At 68.7% G+C, this 15,572-nt stretch carries 17 protein-coding genes; 11 read left to right on the forward strand and 6 right to left on the reverse strand.

Going from position 1 to position 15,572, the window contains the following annotated elements:
- The first annotated feature begins 15 nt into the window (after window positions 1-15).
- Window positions 16-669 carry a pyridoxamine 5'-phosphate oxidase family protein gene (locus tag ACM6LR_RS29980; protein ID WP_414942082.1) on the forward strand — a complete coding sequence of 218 codons (654 nt, stop codon included), beginning with the start codon at window positions 16-18 and terminating at the stop codon, window positions 667-669.
- A gap of 571 nt (window positions 670-1,240) precedes the next feature.
- Here ACM6LR_RS29980 and ACM6LR_RS29985 read toward each other — a convergent pair.
- A complete protein-coding gene (locus ACM6LR_RS29985; RefSeq protein ID WP_414945008.1) occupies window positions 1,241-2,677 on the reverse strand; it encodes a sensor histidine kinase in 1,437 nt (478 codons plus the stop codon).
- Window positions 2,674-3,372 carry a response regulator transcription factor gene (locus ACM6LR_RS29990; RefSeq protein WP_414945009.1) on the reverse strand — a complete coding sequence of 233 codons (699 nt, stop codon included), beginning with the start codon at window positions 3,370-3,372 and terminating at the stop codon, window positions 2,674-2,676. Before ACM6LR_RS29990 ends, ACM6LR_RS29985 begins: the two co-directional genes overlap by 4 nt.
- A 117-nt stretch (window positions 3,373-3,489) precedes the next feature.
- Between ACM6LR_RS29990 and ACM6LR_RS29995 the strand changes: the two genes are divergently transcribed.
- Window positions 3,490-4,803, forward strand: a complete 1,314-nt coding sequence (locus tag ACM6LR_RS29995; RefSeq protein WP_414945010.1) for a ferric reductase-like transmembrane domain-containing protein — start codon at window positions 3,490-3,492, stop codon at window positions 4,801-4,803.
- Between the two features lies 1 nt (window position 4,804).
- Here the strand turns inward: ACM6LR_RS29995 and ACM6LR_RS30000 are convergent, their stop codons facing one another.
- A complete protein-coding gene (locus tag ACM6LR_RS30000; RefSeq protein WP_414942152.1) occupies window positions 4,805-4,945 on the reverse strand; it encodes a hypothetical protein in 141 nt (46 codons plus the stop codon).
- On the opposite strand from ACM6LR_RS30000, the gene ACM6LR_RS30005 reads away from it, so the two are divergent.
- The 6 genes from ACM6LR_RS30005 to ACM6LR_RS30030 all read left to right on the forward strand — a co-directional run bounded on the left by ACM6LR_RS30005 (window position 4,880) and on the right by ACM6LR_RS30030 (window position 8,292).
- Window positions 4,880-5,215, forward strand: a complete 336-nt coding sequence (locus ACM6LR_RS30005; protein ID WP_414942078.1) for an FMN-binding protein — start codon at window positions 4,880-4,882, stop codon at window positions 5,213-5,215. The genes ACM6LR_RS30000 and ACM6LR_RS30005 overlap by 66 nt on opposite strands.
- Complete coding sequence (locus ACM6LR_RS30010) at window positions 5,212-5,346, forward strand: hypothetical protein (protein WP_414942077.1); 135 nt, start codon at window positions 5,212-5,214, stop codon at window positions 5,344-5,346. Before ACM6LR_RS30005 ends, ACM6LR_RS30010 begins: the two co-directional genes overlap by 4 nt.
- A complete protein-coding gene (locus ACM6LR_RS30015) occupies window positions 5,297-5,938 on the forward strand; it encodes an FAD:protein FMN transferase (RefSeq protein WP_414942076.1) in 642 nt (213 codons plus the stop codon). The genes ACM6LR_RS30010 and ACM6LR_RS30015 overlap by 50 nt, the downstream gene beginning before the upstream one ends.
- A 42-nt stretch (window positions 5,939-5,980) precedes the next feature.
- Entirely contained in the window at window positions 5,981-6,361 is a 381-nt protein-coding gene (locus tag ACM6LR_RS30020; RefSeq protein ID WP_414942075.1) for a VOC family protein, read from the forward strand.
- Window positions 6,358-7,182 (forward strand): class I SAM-dependent methyltransferase, encoded by an 825-nt coding sequence (locus tag ACM6LR_RS30025; protein ID WP_414942074.1) that lies wholly within the window; start codon window positions 6,358-6,360, stop codon window positions 7,180-7,182. Before ACM6LR_RS30020 ends, ACM6LR_RS30025 begins: the two co-directional genes overlap by 4 nt.
- 99 nt (window positions 7,183-7,281) lie before the next feature.
- Window positions 7,282-8,292 (forward strand): asparaginase, encoded by a 1,011-nt coding sequence (locus ACM6LR_RS30030; protein ID WP_414942073.1) that lies wholly within the window; start codon window positions 7,282-7,284, stop codon window positions 8,290-8,292.
- Between the two features lie 81 nt (window positions 8,293-8,373).
- Here ACM6LR_RS30030 and ACM6LR_RS30035 read toward each other — a convergent pair whose 3' ends face one another.
- The 3 genes from ACM6LR_RS30035 to ACM6LR_RS30045 form a co-directional block, all read right to left on the reverse strand.
- Entirely contained in the window at window positions 8,374-8,853 is a 480-nt protein-coding gene (locus tag ACM6LR_RS30035; RefSeq protein WP_414942149.1) for a cysteine dioxygenase, read from the reverse strand.
- Window positions 8,854-9,122: 269 nt separating this feature from the next.
- Window positions 9,123-10,148 (reverse strand): NAD(P)H-dependent glycerol-3-phosphate dehydrogenase, encoded by a 1,026-nt coding sequence (locus tag ACM6LR_RS30040; RefSeq protein ID WP_414945011.1) that lies wholly within the window; start codon window positions 10,146-10,148, stop codon window positions 9,123-9,125.
- Window positions 10,148-10,852 (reverse strand): lysophospholipid acyltransferase family protein, encoded by a 705-nt coding sequence (locus ACM6LR_RS30045; protein WP_414942071.1) that lies wholly within the window; start codon window positions 10,850-10,852, stop codon window positions 10,148-10,150. The genes ACM6LR_RS30040 and ACM6LR_RS30045 overlap by 1 nt, the downstream gene beginning before the upstream one ends.
- Before the next feature lie 105 nt (window positions 10,853-10,957).
- Between ACM6LR_RS30045 and cofC the strand changes: the two genes are divergently transcribed.
- Genes cofC through ACM6LR_RS30060 form a run of 3 tightly spaced genes read left to right on the forward strand, consistent with a single transcriptional unit; the run spans window position 10,958 to window position 14,881 of the window.
- On the forward strand, window positions 10,958-11,587 hold the full coding sequence (gene cofC, locus ACM6LR_RS30050; protein ID WP_414942148.1) for a 2-phospho-L-lactate guanylyltransferase: 630 nt from the start codon (window positions 10,958-10,960) through the stop codon (window positions 11,585-11,587).
- A gap of 58 nt (window positions 11,588-11,645) precedes the next feature.
- Window positions 11,646-13,949, forward strand: a complete 2,304-nt coding sequence (locus ACM6LR_RS30055; protein WP_414942070.1) for an RNA degradosome polyphosphate kinase — start codon at window positions 11,646-11,648, stop codon at window positions 13,947-13,949.
- Window positions 13,946-14,881, forward strand: a complete 936-nt coding sequence (locus ACM6LR_RS30060) for an NUDIX hydrolase (RefSeq protein WP_414942069.1) — start codon at window positions 13,946-13,948, stop codon at window positions 14,879-14,881. The genes ACM6LR_RS30055 and ACM6LR_RS30060 overlap by 4 nt, the downstream gene beginning before the upstream one ends.
- Window positions 14,882-15,572 lie beyond the last annotated feature (691 nt).

Here is a 15,572-nt window from a genome sequence, read left to right on the forward strand (position 1 = left end):
GGTGAGACTGCTCGCATGTCCACCCCGCTCTCTCCCACCGACCGGACCACTCTCGGCCGCAAGAAGAACCGCGCGCTCACCGACCGCTCGGCGCTGTACGCGGTACTCGACGAAGGCCTGATCTGCCATCTCGGCGTCGTGCGCGACGGCGTTCCGCTGGTCGTCCCGACCGGCTACGGCCGCGACGGAAACACGCTCTACCTGCACGGATCCACCGGGGCGAAGAGCATCCGCGACTCCGACGGCGTCGACGTCTGCGTCACGGTGACCCTGCTCGACGGCATCGTCTACGCGCGTTCGGTCAACAACCACTCGATGAACTATCGCAGCGCGGTGATCCTGGGCAAGGCGGCCATGGTCACCGACCGCGAGCGGAAGACGCACGGCCTGCGCGTGCTGACCGACCACCTCGCGCCCGGCTCCTGGGAGCACGCGCGCGATGTCAACGCGAAGGAGTTCGCGTCGGTTTCGGTGCTGGAACTGGACCTCACCGAGGCGTCGGTGAAGATGCGCGGTGAGGGTCCCGACGATCCCGAGGACGAGGTCGCGGCCGATGTCTCGTGGGCGGGGGTGCTGCCGGTGCGGACCGTGTTCGGGGAGCCGGAGCCGTCGGTGGACCTGGTTTCGGAGTGGGTCGTGCCGGACCACGTGAAGGGGCGGGTCGGGTAGGCGCCTTTTGCCAAGTACCTGAAGGCCCCCTTTTCTTGTACCTAGGCGCAGGGTCCCGGCAGAGTCGCAGAGCTGGTCAAGCGGGTCGTGAGTGGCGATTCGGTTTCTGCCCGACCTGTCTTTGCCTACTGGCTGAAAAAGGTGTCATCCTCCCCACTCGACCGAGTTGACCTTGATCAACGGAGGATCGGGGACGTCGAGTGTCCCCCATCCTCCGTTGATCAAGGTCCCTAACCCAAATCGTCACCCCCGACCGAAACGTGACTCAGACGTCAAGCGCGGCCGCCCCCTGGTGTCGCGAAAGCCACTTTCGCGACACCAGAGGTCCCGAAAGTGGCTTTCGCGACACCGAACGGCAATTGCGCGACTTTGCCGGAGCCCTGTACCTAGGGCGCAAGGAAGGGGCCTCATGTACTTCGAACCGAGGGCGCCGTACTGAGTCGGCCCACCTTGCTGCGGTGACGTGGGAGCGGAACACCCACAACCTCGCCACGCGAAGGACGCTTTCCCCGCATCGGATGCGAGGAAAGTCCCCTTCAGCCCCAGCCAGGACGAAAGGTGCCATGAAGGGCTACGGACGTCGCCGCGGCAGCCGGACGGTGAACGTCGTCGTCCCCGGCGCGCTCGCGACGTCGATCGTGCCGCCGTGCGCGGAGACCAGCGAGAGCACCACCGAAAGCCCGAGCCCGGTCCCGCCGTTGCCGCGCGTGCGGGCGGTGTCGACCCGGAAGAACCGGTCGAAGATCCGTTCCCGCGCTTCCGGCGGGATCCCCGGCCCCGCGTCACTCACCCGCAAGAGGACATCCGAACCCGAGACCGAAGCCGAAAGCGTCACCGCCGTTCCGGGCGGCGTGTGCACCGCGGCGTTGGCGAGCAGGTTGTCCAGCACCTGTCGCAGACGCACCGGATCCGCTTGCAGGACAACATCTTCGGGTAGCGGCTCGATGGTCAGCGGATGCTCCGGGCGGCCGGCGGCGAAGGCCTCCCCCGCGTCGGTGATCAGCTCGGCGAGGTCGACGTCGACCAGCCGCAGCGGCGCTTCGGTTTCCGGCGCGTCGAGGCGCGCGAGGAGCAGGAGGTCGTCGACGAGCACGCTCATCCGCTGGGTCTCTTCGCGGATCTTCGACAGATGCGCCTCGCGTTCGGCGGGTTCGTTCGCCGCCGCGTAGCGGAAAAGCTCGGCGTAGCCACGGATCGACGTCAGCGGGGTGCGCAGTTCGTGTGAGGCGTCGGCGATGAACCGCCGCAGCCGTTCGTTGGCCTCCCGCCGCGCGGCCAACGAGGAATCGAGGTGCGCCAGCATCAGGTTGAACGCCGTCCGCAATTCCTCGACCTCGGCGCCACCGCCGTTGGCCCGCGCGCGCACCGGGAGATCGGCGTTCGTGGTCAGGTCGTGCGACGCGATGTCGTGCGCCGTCCCGGCCATGTCGCTCAGCGGCCGCAGCCCGCGCCGCAGCACCAGCCGTCCCGCGATCACCAGCACCGCCAGCGCCAGCAGGAACGCGACGACCTCGACCATCACCAGCTGGCTCACCGTCCGGTCCAGATCCGCCTGCGGCGCGGCGCTGACCAGGACGATGTTCCGGTCGCGCTCGATCGGGCAGGCCCGGACGCGGTAAGTGCCCTTGTCCTCGATGTAGACCGTGCGCAGCACCTCGGTCCGCGTGGCGTCTTCGGCGACCTTTTCGAGCGCCTTCGTATCCGGCGGAAGGGAACCACCCGCTTGCGGCAGCGCGTCGCCGTTCTGCACCGAGAAGACCGCCGAGAACCAGCCGTAGGCCTGCTGCGGTTTCCCGCCGTGTGTGGTGCGCAGCGACGGCACCTGGCTGATCTGGGTCTTGGCGAGTTGTTCGTCGAGCCGGTCGTTCAGGTAGCCCTTCATGATGCCGACCATCGCGGTGCCGACGACGGCGAACACGACCAGCGCCAGCACGCCGAGCCCGAGCGCCAGCCGGGTGCCGAGCCTCGACCGGCGCCAGGCGTCGTACCACCGGCGCAGCATCTTCATCTCGCCGCCTGCCGGACGACGTAGCCGACACCGCGCACGGTGTGGATCAGCGGCTCGTGGCCGGCGTCGAGTTTGCGGCGCAGGTGCGAGATGACGAGTTCGACCACATTGGACCGGCCGCCGAAGTCGTACTCCCAGACGTGGTCGAGGATCTGCGCCTTCGTCAGTACCGAGGGCGAACGCCGCATGAGGTAGCGCAGCAGTTCGTACTCGGTCGGCGTCAGCTCGGCGGCGTCGCCGTCACGGGTGACCTCGCGGGTGTCCTCGTTCATGGTCAGGTCACCGACCCGCAGCAGGGCGGCAGGCCTGGCCTGGCTGCCACTGCGCCGAAGGACGGCGCGCAGCCGCGCCATCAGTTCCTCCACGGAGAAGGGCTTGACGAGGTAGTCGTCGCCGCCGCGGGTGAGCCCCGCGACACGGTCCGCGGTCGCGTCCTTCGCGGTGAGGAAGACAACGGGCACCGCGGTCCCGGACTCGCGAAGCCTGTCCAGCACGGTGAACCCGTCTATCCCGGGCAGCATCAGGTCGAGCACGACGATGTCGGGCCCGAACTCGGCGGCCCTGGCGAGCGCGGCCTCACCCGATCCGGCGGTGACGGCCTGCCAGCCCTCGTACCGGGCGACGGTGGCCACCAGGTCGGCGATATGCGGCTCGTCGTCCACCACGAGCAGGCGGACGGGGTTTTCGGTGTGCACAGGGCCCATCCTCCGTGAACCCGCGCGCGAGGGCGAGGCGGGAGCGCACACGACAGGAAGCCGACAGCTTCCGCCGAGAAGGTCACCGCGGTTGAACCGGATCGGAGGGGACCGCGTGTGACCACCATGACGCAGACCGCCGTGAGACCGCGCCCGGCGATCCGTCCCAGGATCGCCGCACGCTCCGGGCTCTTCCTCTTCATCGTGGCCAACGTGGCCGCCGTGACCATGCTCTTCTTCGCCGCCGGGCCGTCGGACAACGTCCTCATCGGCGTCGGCAGGCTCGCCGGGCTGTACGGGGCGCTGACGATGGCGTTCCAGCTGCTGCTGGTCGCCAGGCTGCCGTGGCTCGACCGCCGTCTCGGCATGGACCGGCTCACCGGCTGGCACCGCTGGACCGGGTTCAGCCTGCTGTGGACGCTGCTCGCGCACCTCGTCTTCATTGTCTTCGGCTACGCGCGGGTCGAGGACAACGGCGTGGTGGACGAATTCGTCACGATGGTGACCGAACTGGAGGGAATCCTGCGCGCGGTCGTCGCGTTCGCCCTGATCCTGCTCGTCGGCGCCGTGTCCGCGCGCTTCGCCCGGCGTCGGCTGCCGTACGAGACTTGGCATTTCCTCCACCTCTATATCTATGCCGCGGTCGTACTGGCGTTCAGCCACCAGATCGCGCTGGGCGGATCGTTCGCGTCGTCGCCGGGCGCAGAGGCCTACTGGTGGGCGGTGTGGGGCGTCGCGCTCGGTTCGGTGGTCGCGGGCTGTGTGGTGCTGCCACTGGCGCGGAACCTGCGTCACCGGTTGAAGGTCGTCGCCGTCGTCCCCGAATCCCACGACGTCGTCTCGGTGTACATGACCGGCGAGCACCTCGACAAGATGCCCGCGAAGGCGGGGCAGTTCTTCCTCTGGCGCTTCCTGACCAGGGATCGCTGGTGGCAGGCCAACCCGTTCTCCCTTTCGGCCGCGCCGGACGGCCGGACCCTGCGGCTGACCGCGAAGGCCGCCGGTGACGGCAGCGCGTCGTTGCGGTCGCTGAAGGTCGGCACGAGGGTGTTCGCCAAAGGACCGTACGGCGCGTTCACCACGATGCACCAACGAAAAGCGGACGCGCTGCTGGAGGAGATCTCCGGAGATGTCGTGGTGCTTTACCGCGTCCGTGACGAACGCGACGCCGTCCTGCTGCCGGAGCTGAGAGGGCTGGCACAGGCGCGGGGAGCGGTCGTACATGTCCTCAGTGGACCGTCAAATCCGGCCGGTCCACACGGCCCGGTGCTCGGCGCGCACAGCCTGCGACGGATGGTCCCGGACGTCCGAAACCGGGACGTCTTCGTCTGCGGCCCGCCCGGGATGACCTCGGCGACGCTGCGCGGCCTGCGCGAACTGCGGGTGCCGAACCAGCAGGTCCACGCTGAACGCTTCCGTCTCACCGCCTGAGTCAGGGAGTCCCGATCATGAAGAAGACCATCGTCGCCGCCACGGTCGCCCTCTCGGCCGCCGGTTTCCTTGGCGTGTGGCTGTACGAACCGGGCCCGCTCGGTTCGGAGACCGTGGCCGTCACCGCCCCGAGCTCGTCCATTTCGGACGGTGGCGCTTCCGAAGGTGCGGAGCGCACCGTGGACGGGTCGGTCGAGAGCAACCGGTACGGCACCGTCCAGGTGCAGGTGGTGATCTCGCCCGAGGACAGGATCTCCGAGGTCCGGCTGCGGCGGCCGGCCAGCGGGCGCGGCGTGGCCGCGATCCCCGTGCTCCGGCAGGAGACGCTGACCGCATCGACACCGTCTCAGGGGCGACCTCGACCAGCGAGTCGTACGTCAACTCGCTGCAGGCGGCGCTGGACGCCAGATGAACCGCGTCGAACAGGTGATGGGACTACCGGTCTCGGTCGACGTCCGGGCCGGTGGTGCCCTCGTCGAGCACGCGATCGACGGTGTCTTCGGCTGGCTGCGGGAGGTCGACGCCCGGTTCAGCCGACAGTGAGGTCTGCCGTTACGACCGCGGCGACCTCGCTCCGTCGGAGCTGAGCGACGACCTGCTCGAGGTGCTTTCGCTGTGCGAGCACTACGAACGGCTGTCCGGCGGGGCGTTCACCGCCCGGCTCCCCGGACGGCGGCTCGACCCGAACGCGGTGGTCAAGGGCTGGGCGGTACAGCGCGCGGCGGCACTGTTGCGGGCCGAGGGCCTGGACGTCTTCTGTGTCAACGCCGGTGTGGACGTGATCACCTCCGGCGAACCGGAACCCGGTCGCGCCTGGCGGGTCGGCATCCGGCATCCCGAACGGCCCGACGCGATCTGCGCCGTGGTGGAGTCGTCCGGCGGCGCCGTCGCGACCTCGGCGGAATACGAGCGTGGCGCGCACAGCCTGGACGGCCGGACCGGGCGCCCGGCGACCGGGCTGCTGAGCGTCACGGTCGCCGCCGACGACCTCGTCACAGCGGATTCCCTGGCCACGGTCGCTTTCGCGAGGGGAACCGAGGGAATCGCCTTGGTCGCGTCACAGCCGGGTTGCCAGGTGCTGATCATCGACGCGGAACGACAGGTGCACCGGTCGCCGGGGCTGCGGCTGGTTTAAACCGTTGGCCGGGTTTCGTGGGCTCGGGCAGACTGCGGCTCCATGACCTCTGTCGTACAGAATTTCTTCTTCGATTGCGCCGACGCCTACGAGCTGGGGCGGTTCTGGAGCGGCGTCGTCGGCAAGCCGATGGCCGATGACGACGTGCCCGGCGACCCCGAGGCGATCATCGTGCTGGACAACGGCGTGACCCTGTTCTTCGGGCAGGTTCCCGAACCCAAGACGGTGAAGAACCGGATCCACCTCTGCCTGGAGCCCGACATCCCGCGCGACGAAGAGGTGGAACGCCTGCTGAAGCTGGGCGCCACCCTGCTGCACGACCGGCGCAACCCCGACGGCACCGGCTGGGCCGTGTTGGGCGATCCCGAAGGCAACGAATTCTGCGTACTGCGCAGCGCCGCCGAGAAGGGTGCGACGTCGTGAACGAGTACCTCACCGTCAATCGCGCGAACTGGGACGAACGCGCTCCGGCGCACGCCGCGTCGGCGGATTACGGCTACGAACGGTTCGTGAAGGACCCCGCGCATCTCAGCGGTGTGGTCACCTTCGACCGGCCGCTGCTCGGCGACGTCTCCGGTGCGCGCGGTGTCCACCTGCAGTGCCACATCGGCACGGACACGCTTTCCCTGTCCCGCCTCGGCGCCCGGATGACCGGACTCGACTTTTCCCCACCGGCGCTGGAGATCGCGCGACGGCTCGCCGCCGAGACCGGCGCGGAGATCGATTACCACGAGTCCGATGTGTACAGTGCCGCCGACGTGCTGGGCGCCAGGGAGTTCGACCTGGTCTACACCGGGATCGGCGCGATCTGCTGGCTTCCCGACATCGCCCGCTGGGGACAGGTCGTCGGCTCATTGCTCAAACCGGGCGGACGGCTGCTCATCCGCGACATGCACCCGATGCTGGGAACCCTCGACGAGACGCAGCCGCAGATCACCCCGCGCTACCCGTACTTCGAGCAGGCCGAACCGCTGGTGTTCGACGAGCCGGGGACCTATGTGGACACCGACGTGTCGTTCGAGCAGAACCGGACGCACGAGTGGAACCACGGGCTGGGCGAGATCGTCACGGCGCTGCTCGACGCGGGGCTGACGCTGACGAAGCTGGTGGAGCACGACAGCGTGCCGTGGAACGCGCTGCCCGGGTTCATGAGCCTGGACGCGGCGACGGAGGAATGGCGGCTGGCGAAGGATCCGCAGCGACTGGCGGCGAGTTTCACCATCGAAGCGGTCAAACGCCCCTGAGGCCCCGGTGCTCGCGTTTCGTCCTCTAGTTGCGGTGGTTCGGACTACCAACTACCGCAACTAGAGGACTAAACGCGGCGACAAGTGAAGAATGGACGTATGTCGAGTGAGTTCAGGCGGCCACTTGTCGCCGTCGCCGCCCTGGGCGGCACCATTTCCATGGTTCCCGGCGACGGCGAAGACCACGCGGTCCCCCGGCTCACCGCGGCCGATCTGCTCGGCGACCTCGGCGAGAACCTGGCGATGGACGTCCGCGCGGAGACGCTCGCGGGGATTTCCAGCGCGTCGATGGACTTCGCGACGCTGGTCAAGACCCGCGACTGGGCCGCGCGAGCCGTCGACGAAGGCGCGGAAGGCGTCGTCGTGGTCCAGGGCACCGACACGCTCGAAGAGACCGCGTACTTCTTCGAGCTGACGTGGGCTTCCGAAGCCCCGATCGTGATCACCGGCGCGATGCGCAACCCCAGTCTGCCCAGCGCCGACGGGGCGGGAAACCTGCTCGCGGCGCTGACCGTCGCCGCCGAACCCCGGAGCCGGGGCCGCGGCCCGCTGGTCGCGTTCAACGACGACGTCCACCTAGCCCGCTGGGTCCGGAAGGCGCATTCGAGCCACGTCGAGGCGTTCTCCTCGAACCCCGCCGGACCGCTCGGGCTGCTCGCCGAGGGCGCGGTGCACTATTTCCACCCGGTCGCGGAGCGCCCGCCGGCGCTGTCGCTGGAGAACGCGGACTTCTCCGGACTGGTGCCGATCGTCGAAAGCGGCGTCGAGGACACCGGCGAACTACTGGAGACGCTGGTCAAGGCCGGGGTCAAGGGTGTGGTGCTCGCCGCGAACGGCGCCGGGCACGTTTCGGCCGGGTCCGCCGACGTGGTCGAGCGGGCGTTGCCGGAGGTGCCGATCGTGGTCGCCGGCCGCACCGGCGCCGGGCCGACGTTCCGGGGTACCTATGGCTTCCGCGGTTCGGAGTCGGACCTGATCGCGATGGGCGCGACCATGGCGGGCTGGCTGGACCCGCGCAAATCCCGGCTCCTGCTGCACACCCTGCTCGCCACCGGTGCCTCGCGAGACCGCGTCGAAGCCGAATTCCGCCTGCGCGGTGACCTCACCTAGCCTCATCTACCGCAATTCGTCCTCTAGTTGCGGTAGTTGCGTGTGCAAGGACCGCAACTAGAGGACTAATTGCGGAGAGGGCTAGTCCCGGATCGGGCCCGAGATGGGGTCCAGGTGGTACGGGCGCATGGCGCGGGGCTGGTGCCGGTAGACGTGCACGCTCACGGCGGGGTCCGGGCCCTCGTTGCGCACTTCGTGGATGTAGCCGGGGCCGAAGACGCGCGACTGGCCCGCCGACAGCGAATGCAGTTCCGTCACCGCCCGTCCGTCGGACGCGCGCCGGGCGACGGTCTCGCTCAAGTGCCCGCTGACGACGGTGAACGCGCCCGCGGCGAATTCGTGGTCGTGCAGGTCGGTGTGCTGGCCGGGCAGCCAGCTCATCAGCCAGACCTCCTGCAGTTCGTCGCTGTCGACGAGCGCGGAGAACCGCTCCTCGGGGTCGTAGCGCAGCAGGTGCCGCCAGCGGTCACGATCCGCCGCGAACTCGATCGCGACGCGCACCGGGTGGCGCAGGGCGGGGTTTTCGGGAATGACGAGCGTGTTGTCCGGGACGGCGAACATGAAGGAGTCCTCGCAGAAGGAAGTGGTGTCGAGCTGGGCCGGGGCGGGGTTCACCGACAACAGGAACACGACGCACACGCCACAGCGCCAAGACCCGAGAGGCCCCGCGACACAGTCATCCCACGTGCGAACATGCCCTCAGCGAACCAGTGCGGAGCCCGGCGGTCAACCGATCTCACCCCGTGGACCGTGAGTTCTGCACCTGCCGACCATGCTGGCAGCACGAATCCGCCCTGGTCTGTCTCGTTCGTGCGGTCTTCCTTGCGTTCTCAGGACCACTCGTGCTTTTGCGACCGTCCGAGCAGCTCGGCTCCGGCCCGCCGGGGGTCGACCCCTTCGTGGCACACGCGGTGCATCGCGTCGGTGATGGGCATGTCGACGCCGAGGCTCAGCGCGAGTTCCCGGATCGACGTGCACGACTTGACGCCCTCGGCGACCTGCCCGCCCCCGGCGTCCAGCGCCTGCCGCAAGGTCTCGCCACGGCCCAGCCGCTCACCGAAGGTCCGGTTGCGCGACAACGGCGACGAACATGTCGCCACCAGGTCTCCGACGCCGGCGAGTCCGGCGAAGGTCAGCGGGTCGGCGCCGAGTCTCGCGCCGAGCCGCGCCATCTCGGCCAGCCCGCGGGTGATCAGCGTCGCCATCGTGTTGGTGCCGAGCCCCAGCCCGGCCGCCATCCCGCAGCTCAGCGCGATGACGTTCTTGCACGCGCCGCCCAGTTCGCAGCCGACGACGTCGGTGTTGGTGTACGGCCGGAAGTACTGGTTGAAGCTCGCCCGCTGGATCGCCTTGGCGTTGTCGTGGTCCGTGCACGCGAGCACCGCGGCCGACGGCTGCCCCAGCGCGATCTCCTTCGCGAGGTTCGGCCCGGAAACGACCACGATCTGGCCGTCGTCGACCCGCGCGATCTCGGCGATGACCTCGCTCATCCGCTTGAGGGTGCCCAGTTCGACGCCCTTGGCGAGGCTCACCAGGATCGTCCCGGACGGCAGCAGACCGGACCACTCCGAAAGATTGGTCCGCAGTGTCTGGCTCGGCACCGCGAGGACCACGGCCTGCGCGCCGTCGAGCGCCTCGGCCGGGTCCGCCGTCGCGGTGATCCGCGCGGGCAGCTCGATATCGGGCAAATAGGACGAATTGCGGTGGCGGTCCCGGATCTCCGACGCGACCTCCGGCCGCCGGGCCCAGATGGTCACGTCACGTCCGGCATCGCCGAGCACCTTGGCGAACGCCGTTCCCCACGACCCCGCGCCGAGCACGGTCAGGCGCTGGACCTCGGCGGCGGTTCCGGCCATCAGGCGTCGTCCCCCGGCTTCTTCGCGGGCGGTTCCTCCTGGCGGATTTCCGCGAGCAGGGCGGTGATCTCGGTCATCATCAGCTCGGTGACCTCGCGCAGCTTGGACGCGCCGCGCGTCGACCCGTCCCGGTAGGCGGACAGGTCCATCGGCTCCCCGACCAGATGGGTGATCTTCTTGCGCGGGAACGGCGTGAACTTCTTCGTATAGCCGTTGAAAATGTGGTTCGTGCCCCAGCGGGCGATCGGGATCACCGGCACGTCGGTCTCCAGCGCGAGCCGCGCGGCACCGGTGAAGGGCTTCTTGGGCCAGCCGTCGGGGTCCTTGCTGATCGTCCCCTCGGGATAGATCACGACGACCTTGCCGTCCCGCAGCGCCTGGTGGGCGGCCTTGAGGCTGTCGCCTGCGGCGGCCGAACCACGGGAGACCGGGATCTGGCCCGCGCCGACGAAGATCTTGCCGAAGACCGGCGTCCTGGTCAGCGCCTCCTTGCCGAGGAAACGCGGCACCCGCTTCTGGCGGTGCACGAACACCGCGTCCACCGCCGGGTCCATATGGGACACGTGGTTGAGCAACAGCAGCGCGCCGCCTTCACGGGGGATCCGCTCGGTGTTGCGGTAGACCCGCTTGCCGATGGCCGTCGCCGGGTAGAACAGTGCGGCGGCGATGCCAACCCAGATGCCGCCCTTCTCACGCCGGGCCAAATCGTCCTCCTCGAAGTCACACGTGTCGTCCCAAGCCCTTGATCCTGCCGCGCGCACGCGAGCGCGGTCCAGGGAGGGTCGGGTAAGAAGAGAGATGTGGACAGTGTGGGCATCGACCTGATCGTGCCGATGAAACGCCCGGCGGAGGGCAAGTCGCGGCTTCGCGGCGCGGTCGTGCCCGAGCGGCACCCCGAACTGGTACTGGCGCTGGCCTACGACACGCTGTCGGCGGCGACCTCGGCGGACGGGATTCGCCGGGTGTTGGTGATCGCAGCCGACCCGGCGTCGGTGGCGGATCTCACCGAGCTGGGCGTCGAGATCGTCGCCGAGCCGTCGCGAGGCGGGTTGAACGCGGCACTGCGGCACGGCGAGGAGTTGCTGCGCCGGGACACGCCGTCCGGTCTCGTCGGTGCCCTGCAGGCCGACCTTCCCGCGCTGCGGACCGAAGATCTCACCGCCGCGCTCGCCGAAGCCGCCGGGCATCGGGCATTCGTCGCGGACCGGCAGGGAACGGGCACGACACTATTGCTCTCGGGGGCGGGCCGTCCGCTGGAACCCCGGTTCGGCGGGGGTTCCGCGCGGGCGCACACCGCGTCCGGTGCGACCCCGCTCACGCTCGCGGGCGGATCGCTCCGCGCCGACGTGGACACCGCGGATGATCTCGCTCACGTCCGCACCCTGGGTGCCGGAAAGCGCACCTCAACGCTGTTGGGGACACCCTGCGTGGTGATGTGACGAGAGTTCACCCCGACGACCCGCGCGCGGTGCACATAATCGGGCCGAGTGGTGAACAATGAAGCCCGTGAGCACAAACGACGGCGGCATCCCGAACTCGGCAAGGAAGCGGAAGACCTCCGCCGCGAAACCGGAACCGGACAACGGCGCGACCAAGCCCGTCAGGGCGAGAAAGACCAGTCCCGCGAAGAGCAACGGCACCCCCCGTGCGACCCGCGGCGGTTCGGCGAGCCGTCCAGCCCAGGAGTTCCACGCGCTACCCACCGCGCCTCCCGCGGTGACGTCCGCGCCCACCGCCGTCGAGACACTGCCCGACGACCGGTACTTCAACCGTGAGCTGTCATGGCAGGACTTCAACGCGCGCGTGCTCGCACTGGCCGAGGACGAATCGCAGCCGCTGCTCGAACGCGGCAAGTTCCTGGCGATCTTCGCGTCCAATTTGGACGAGTTCTACATGGTGCGGGTCGCCGGGCTGAAGCGCCGCGACGAGACGGGCCTCCCGGTCCGCAGCGCGGACGGGCTCACCCCGCGCGAGCAACTGGCGTACATCGCCAAACGCAACCAGGATCTGGTCGAGCGCCACACGAAGGCCTTCGAGCTGCACCTTCGGCCGCAGATGGCCGCCGAAGACATCCACATCGTCGGCTGGAACGACCTCACCGGCGCCGACCAGCTCCGGCTGTCCAACTACTTCAGCGAGCAGATCTTCCCGGTGCTCACACCGCTGGCCGTCGATCCCGCGCACCCGTTCCCCTACATCTCGGGTCTTTCGCTCAACCTCGCGGTCACCGTCCGCGATCCGGAGGGCGGCACCGAGCGGTTCGCGCGTGTCAAGGTGCCGAGCAACGTGCCGCGCCTGATGCGGATCGAGCAGCAGCCGCGAGAGAGCCGCACCGGGACGTTCCTTCCGCTGGAGGAACTGATCTCCGCCCACCTCGGCGAGCTGTTCACCGGCATGGAGGTCACCGAGCACCACGTGTTCCGGGTCACCCGTAACGCGGACTTCGAGGTCGAAGAGGACCGGGACGAGGATCTGCTCCAGGCACTGGAACGGGAACTGGCCCAGCGCCGGTTCGGGCCGCCGGTGCGGCTCGAAGTCGCGCAGGACATGAGCGAGCACATGCTCGAACTGCTGCTGCGCGAACTGGAGGTCGACCCGCGTGACGTCGTCGAGGTCCCGGGTCTGCTGGACCTGACCTGCCTGCACCAGCTTTCCGGTGTCGACCGGAAGGAACTCAAGGACCGTCCTTTCGTGCCCGCCACGCATCCGGCGTTCGGTGAGCGCGAGACGCCGAAGTCGGTGTTCGCGACGCTTCGCGAGGAAGACGTCCTCGTGCACCACCCGTACGACTCGTTCTCCACCAGCGTCCAGCGGTTCATCGAACAGGCCGCCGCGGACGACAAGGTGCTGGCGATCAAGCAGACGCTGTACCGCACCTCCGGCGACTCCCCGATCGTCGACGCGTTGATCGACGCCGCCGAGGCGGGCAAGCAGGTCGTCGCGCTGGTCGAGATCAAGGCGCGGTTCGACGAGCAGGCCAACATCACCTGGGCCCGCACACTGGAACGCGCGGGCGTGCACGTGGTCTACGGGCTCGTCGGGCTGAAGACGCACTGCAAGGTGTCGATGGTGGTGCGCCAGGAGGGTTCGACCATTCGCCGCTACTGCCACATCGGCACCGGCAACTACAACCCGAAGACCGCGCGCCTCTACGAGGATCTCGGCATCCTGACCGCCGACCCGACGATCGGCGCGGACCTGACGGATCTGTTCAACGTGCTTACCGGGTATTCCCGCCAGGACACCTACCGCAACATCCTCACGTCACCGCACGGGATCCGCCGCGGCATCGTGCGCGCGATCGGTGAGGAGATCGAACTCGCCCGCGCCGGCCAGACCGCCGGGATCCGGATCAAGTGCAACTCGCTCGTCGACGAGCAGATCATCGACGCGCTGTACCACGCTTCGCAGGCCGGAGTGCCGGTCGATGTCGTGGTACGCGGCATCTGCGCACTCAAGCCGGGTGTGGAAGGGCTGAGCGAGAACATCCACGTGCGCTCGATCCTCGGCCGTTTCCTGGAGCACTCGCGCATCTTCACCTTCCGCGCGGGCGGCACGCGGTGGATCGGCAGCGCGGACATGATGCACCGCAACCTCGACCGCCGCATCGAGGCGCTGGTGCGGGTCAAGGATCCGAAGCTGACGGCGCAACTGGACTACATCTTCGAATCCGCGCTGCATCCGGCGACCCGGTGCTGGGTGCTGAACTCGACCGGCGAGTGGACACCGTTCCCCGCGACCGGCGACGACGTCCGCGACCACCAGGTCGAACTGGCGAAACGACACGGAGCCGCCGGATGAGCGGGGTCGTGCGGGCGGCCGGGGCCGTCCTCTGGCGTCGGAACGGGGACCGCGTCGAGGTCGCGCTGGTCCACCGGCCGCGCTACGACGATTGGTCGCTGCCGAAGGGAAAACTGGATCCGGGCGAGACCATCGCGCGAGCCGCGGTCCGCGAGATCCAGGAAGAGACCGGGTTCGAGGCAGTGCTCGGCCGGTACCTGTTCCGGACCGAGTACACCGTGGCGGGAGCGCCGAAGACCGTCGACTACTTCTCCGCCCACGTGGCTTCCGGCGCGTTCGCCCCGAACGAGGAGGTCGACGAACTGCGCTGGCTCGACGCGGAGACCGCGGAGAAACTACTGACGCGGCCGGGTGACGTGCGGGTGCTGCGCGAGTTCTCCGCGCTGCCGCCCGAACTCACCACGGTGATCCTGGTGCGGCACGCCAAAGCCGGTAAGCGTGACGAGTGGAACGGCGACGACGACCTGCGGCCGCTGTCGGACGCGGGCCAGCGGCAGGCCGAAGCGCTGCGTTCGCTGCTACGGCACTACGGGCCGGGCAGGGTGCTGTCGGCGCCGCGGCTTCGTTGCGTCCAGACGGTGAACGGGCTCGCCGAAGATCTCGAAGTCGAGATCCGGCACGAGCCGCTGCTGTCGGAAGAGGGCTACTGGCCGGACCCGGTACTCGGTGTCGCACGGTTGCTGGCCATCGCGGGCGACGGCGGGACGCCGGTGATCTCCAGCCAGGGCGGTGTGATCCCGGACGTCGTCAGCGCGCTCGCCGATCGCGACGGTGTCGACCTGACCGCCGCGCGTGGCGGTGTGGTGCCTTCGAAGAAGGGCTCGTTCTGGGTGCTGTCGTTCCGGGCGCCGACCGAAGAGGACGGGCCCGTGCTGGTGGCGGCGGACTATTTCGCGTCGCCTCTGCCCACGCCCGCTCCCGCGCATCCCTGAGCTTGATTCGCGCCTTCACGCGCTGGGGGTGGATGTTCCCCATGCCTCATTGGGAACACGGACAGAGCGCCGCCGGGGACGTGAGTGGCAATCAGGATCGCGGTCCGTGAAGGACTCCTTGAGGGACCCAGAGTCCCTCAAGGAGTCCTTCACGGACTCGGAACACTCGGCGGTCGCCTCAGCACCACGGTGGCGTGTGAAGGACCCCTTCACGCGGCTCAGCGAGGAAACTCGACCCCAAGTACCTGAAGGCCCCCTTCATGTATTTCAGGTGGGCATCGCGCGACAGGAGCCACCGGACCAACGCTCACCCCGCGCCGCGTTCCACCAGGCGACTCCCCCACTTGGGTGATGCGTCTCTACTCCAGCCGTGTCCGAGCGAAGCAAAGTCCGAAGTGCTTGTGAGTAGGCGGATCCGCCGCGAAGTGAGTTCAGCCACCGCAACGGGCTTCGTCTCGCGGGGCGTTGTCCAGCGGTAACAGCCCGATGCGGACGATCGTCGCTCCACTGTGGAGGACAATTCTGGAAAAAAGACGATGCGCCATCGGAGTGACCAGGACGCCCGCGCGGTTCTACGAAGAGTGGCACCGTTCCGAAGCGACCCACCGTAGGCACGGCACATTCGCCCACAGACCGCCGCGGATCCGTTCCGGTACCCGTTTTACCCGGACACCCGTTCTCAAGGGCGTTG

The organism is Amycolatopsis sp. cmx-11-32 (genome assembly GCF_047608695.1).
In the GTDB taxonomy this organism is placed as follows: domain Bacteria; phylum Actinomycetota; class Actinomycetes; order Mycobacteriales; family Pseudonocardiaceae; genus Amycolatopsis.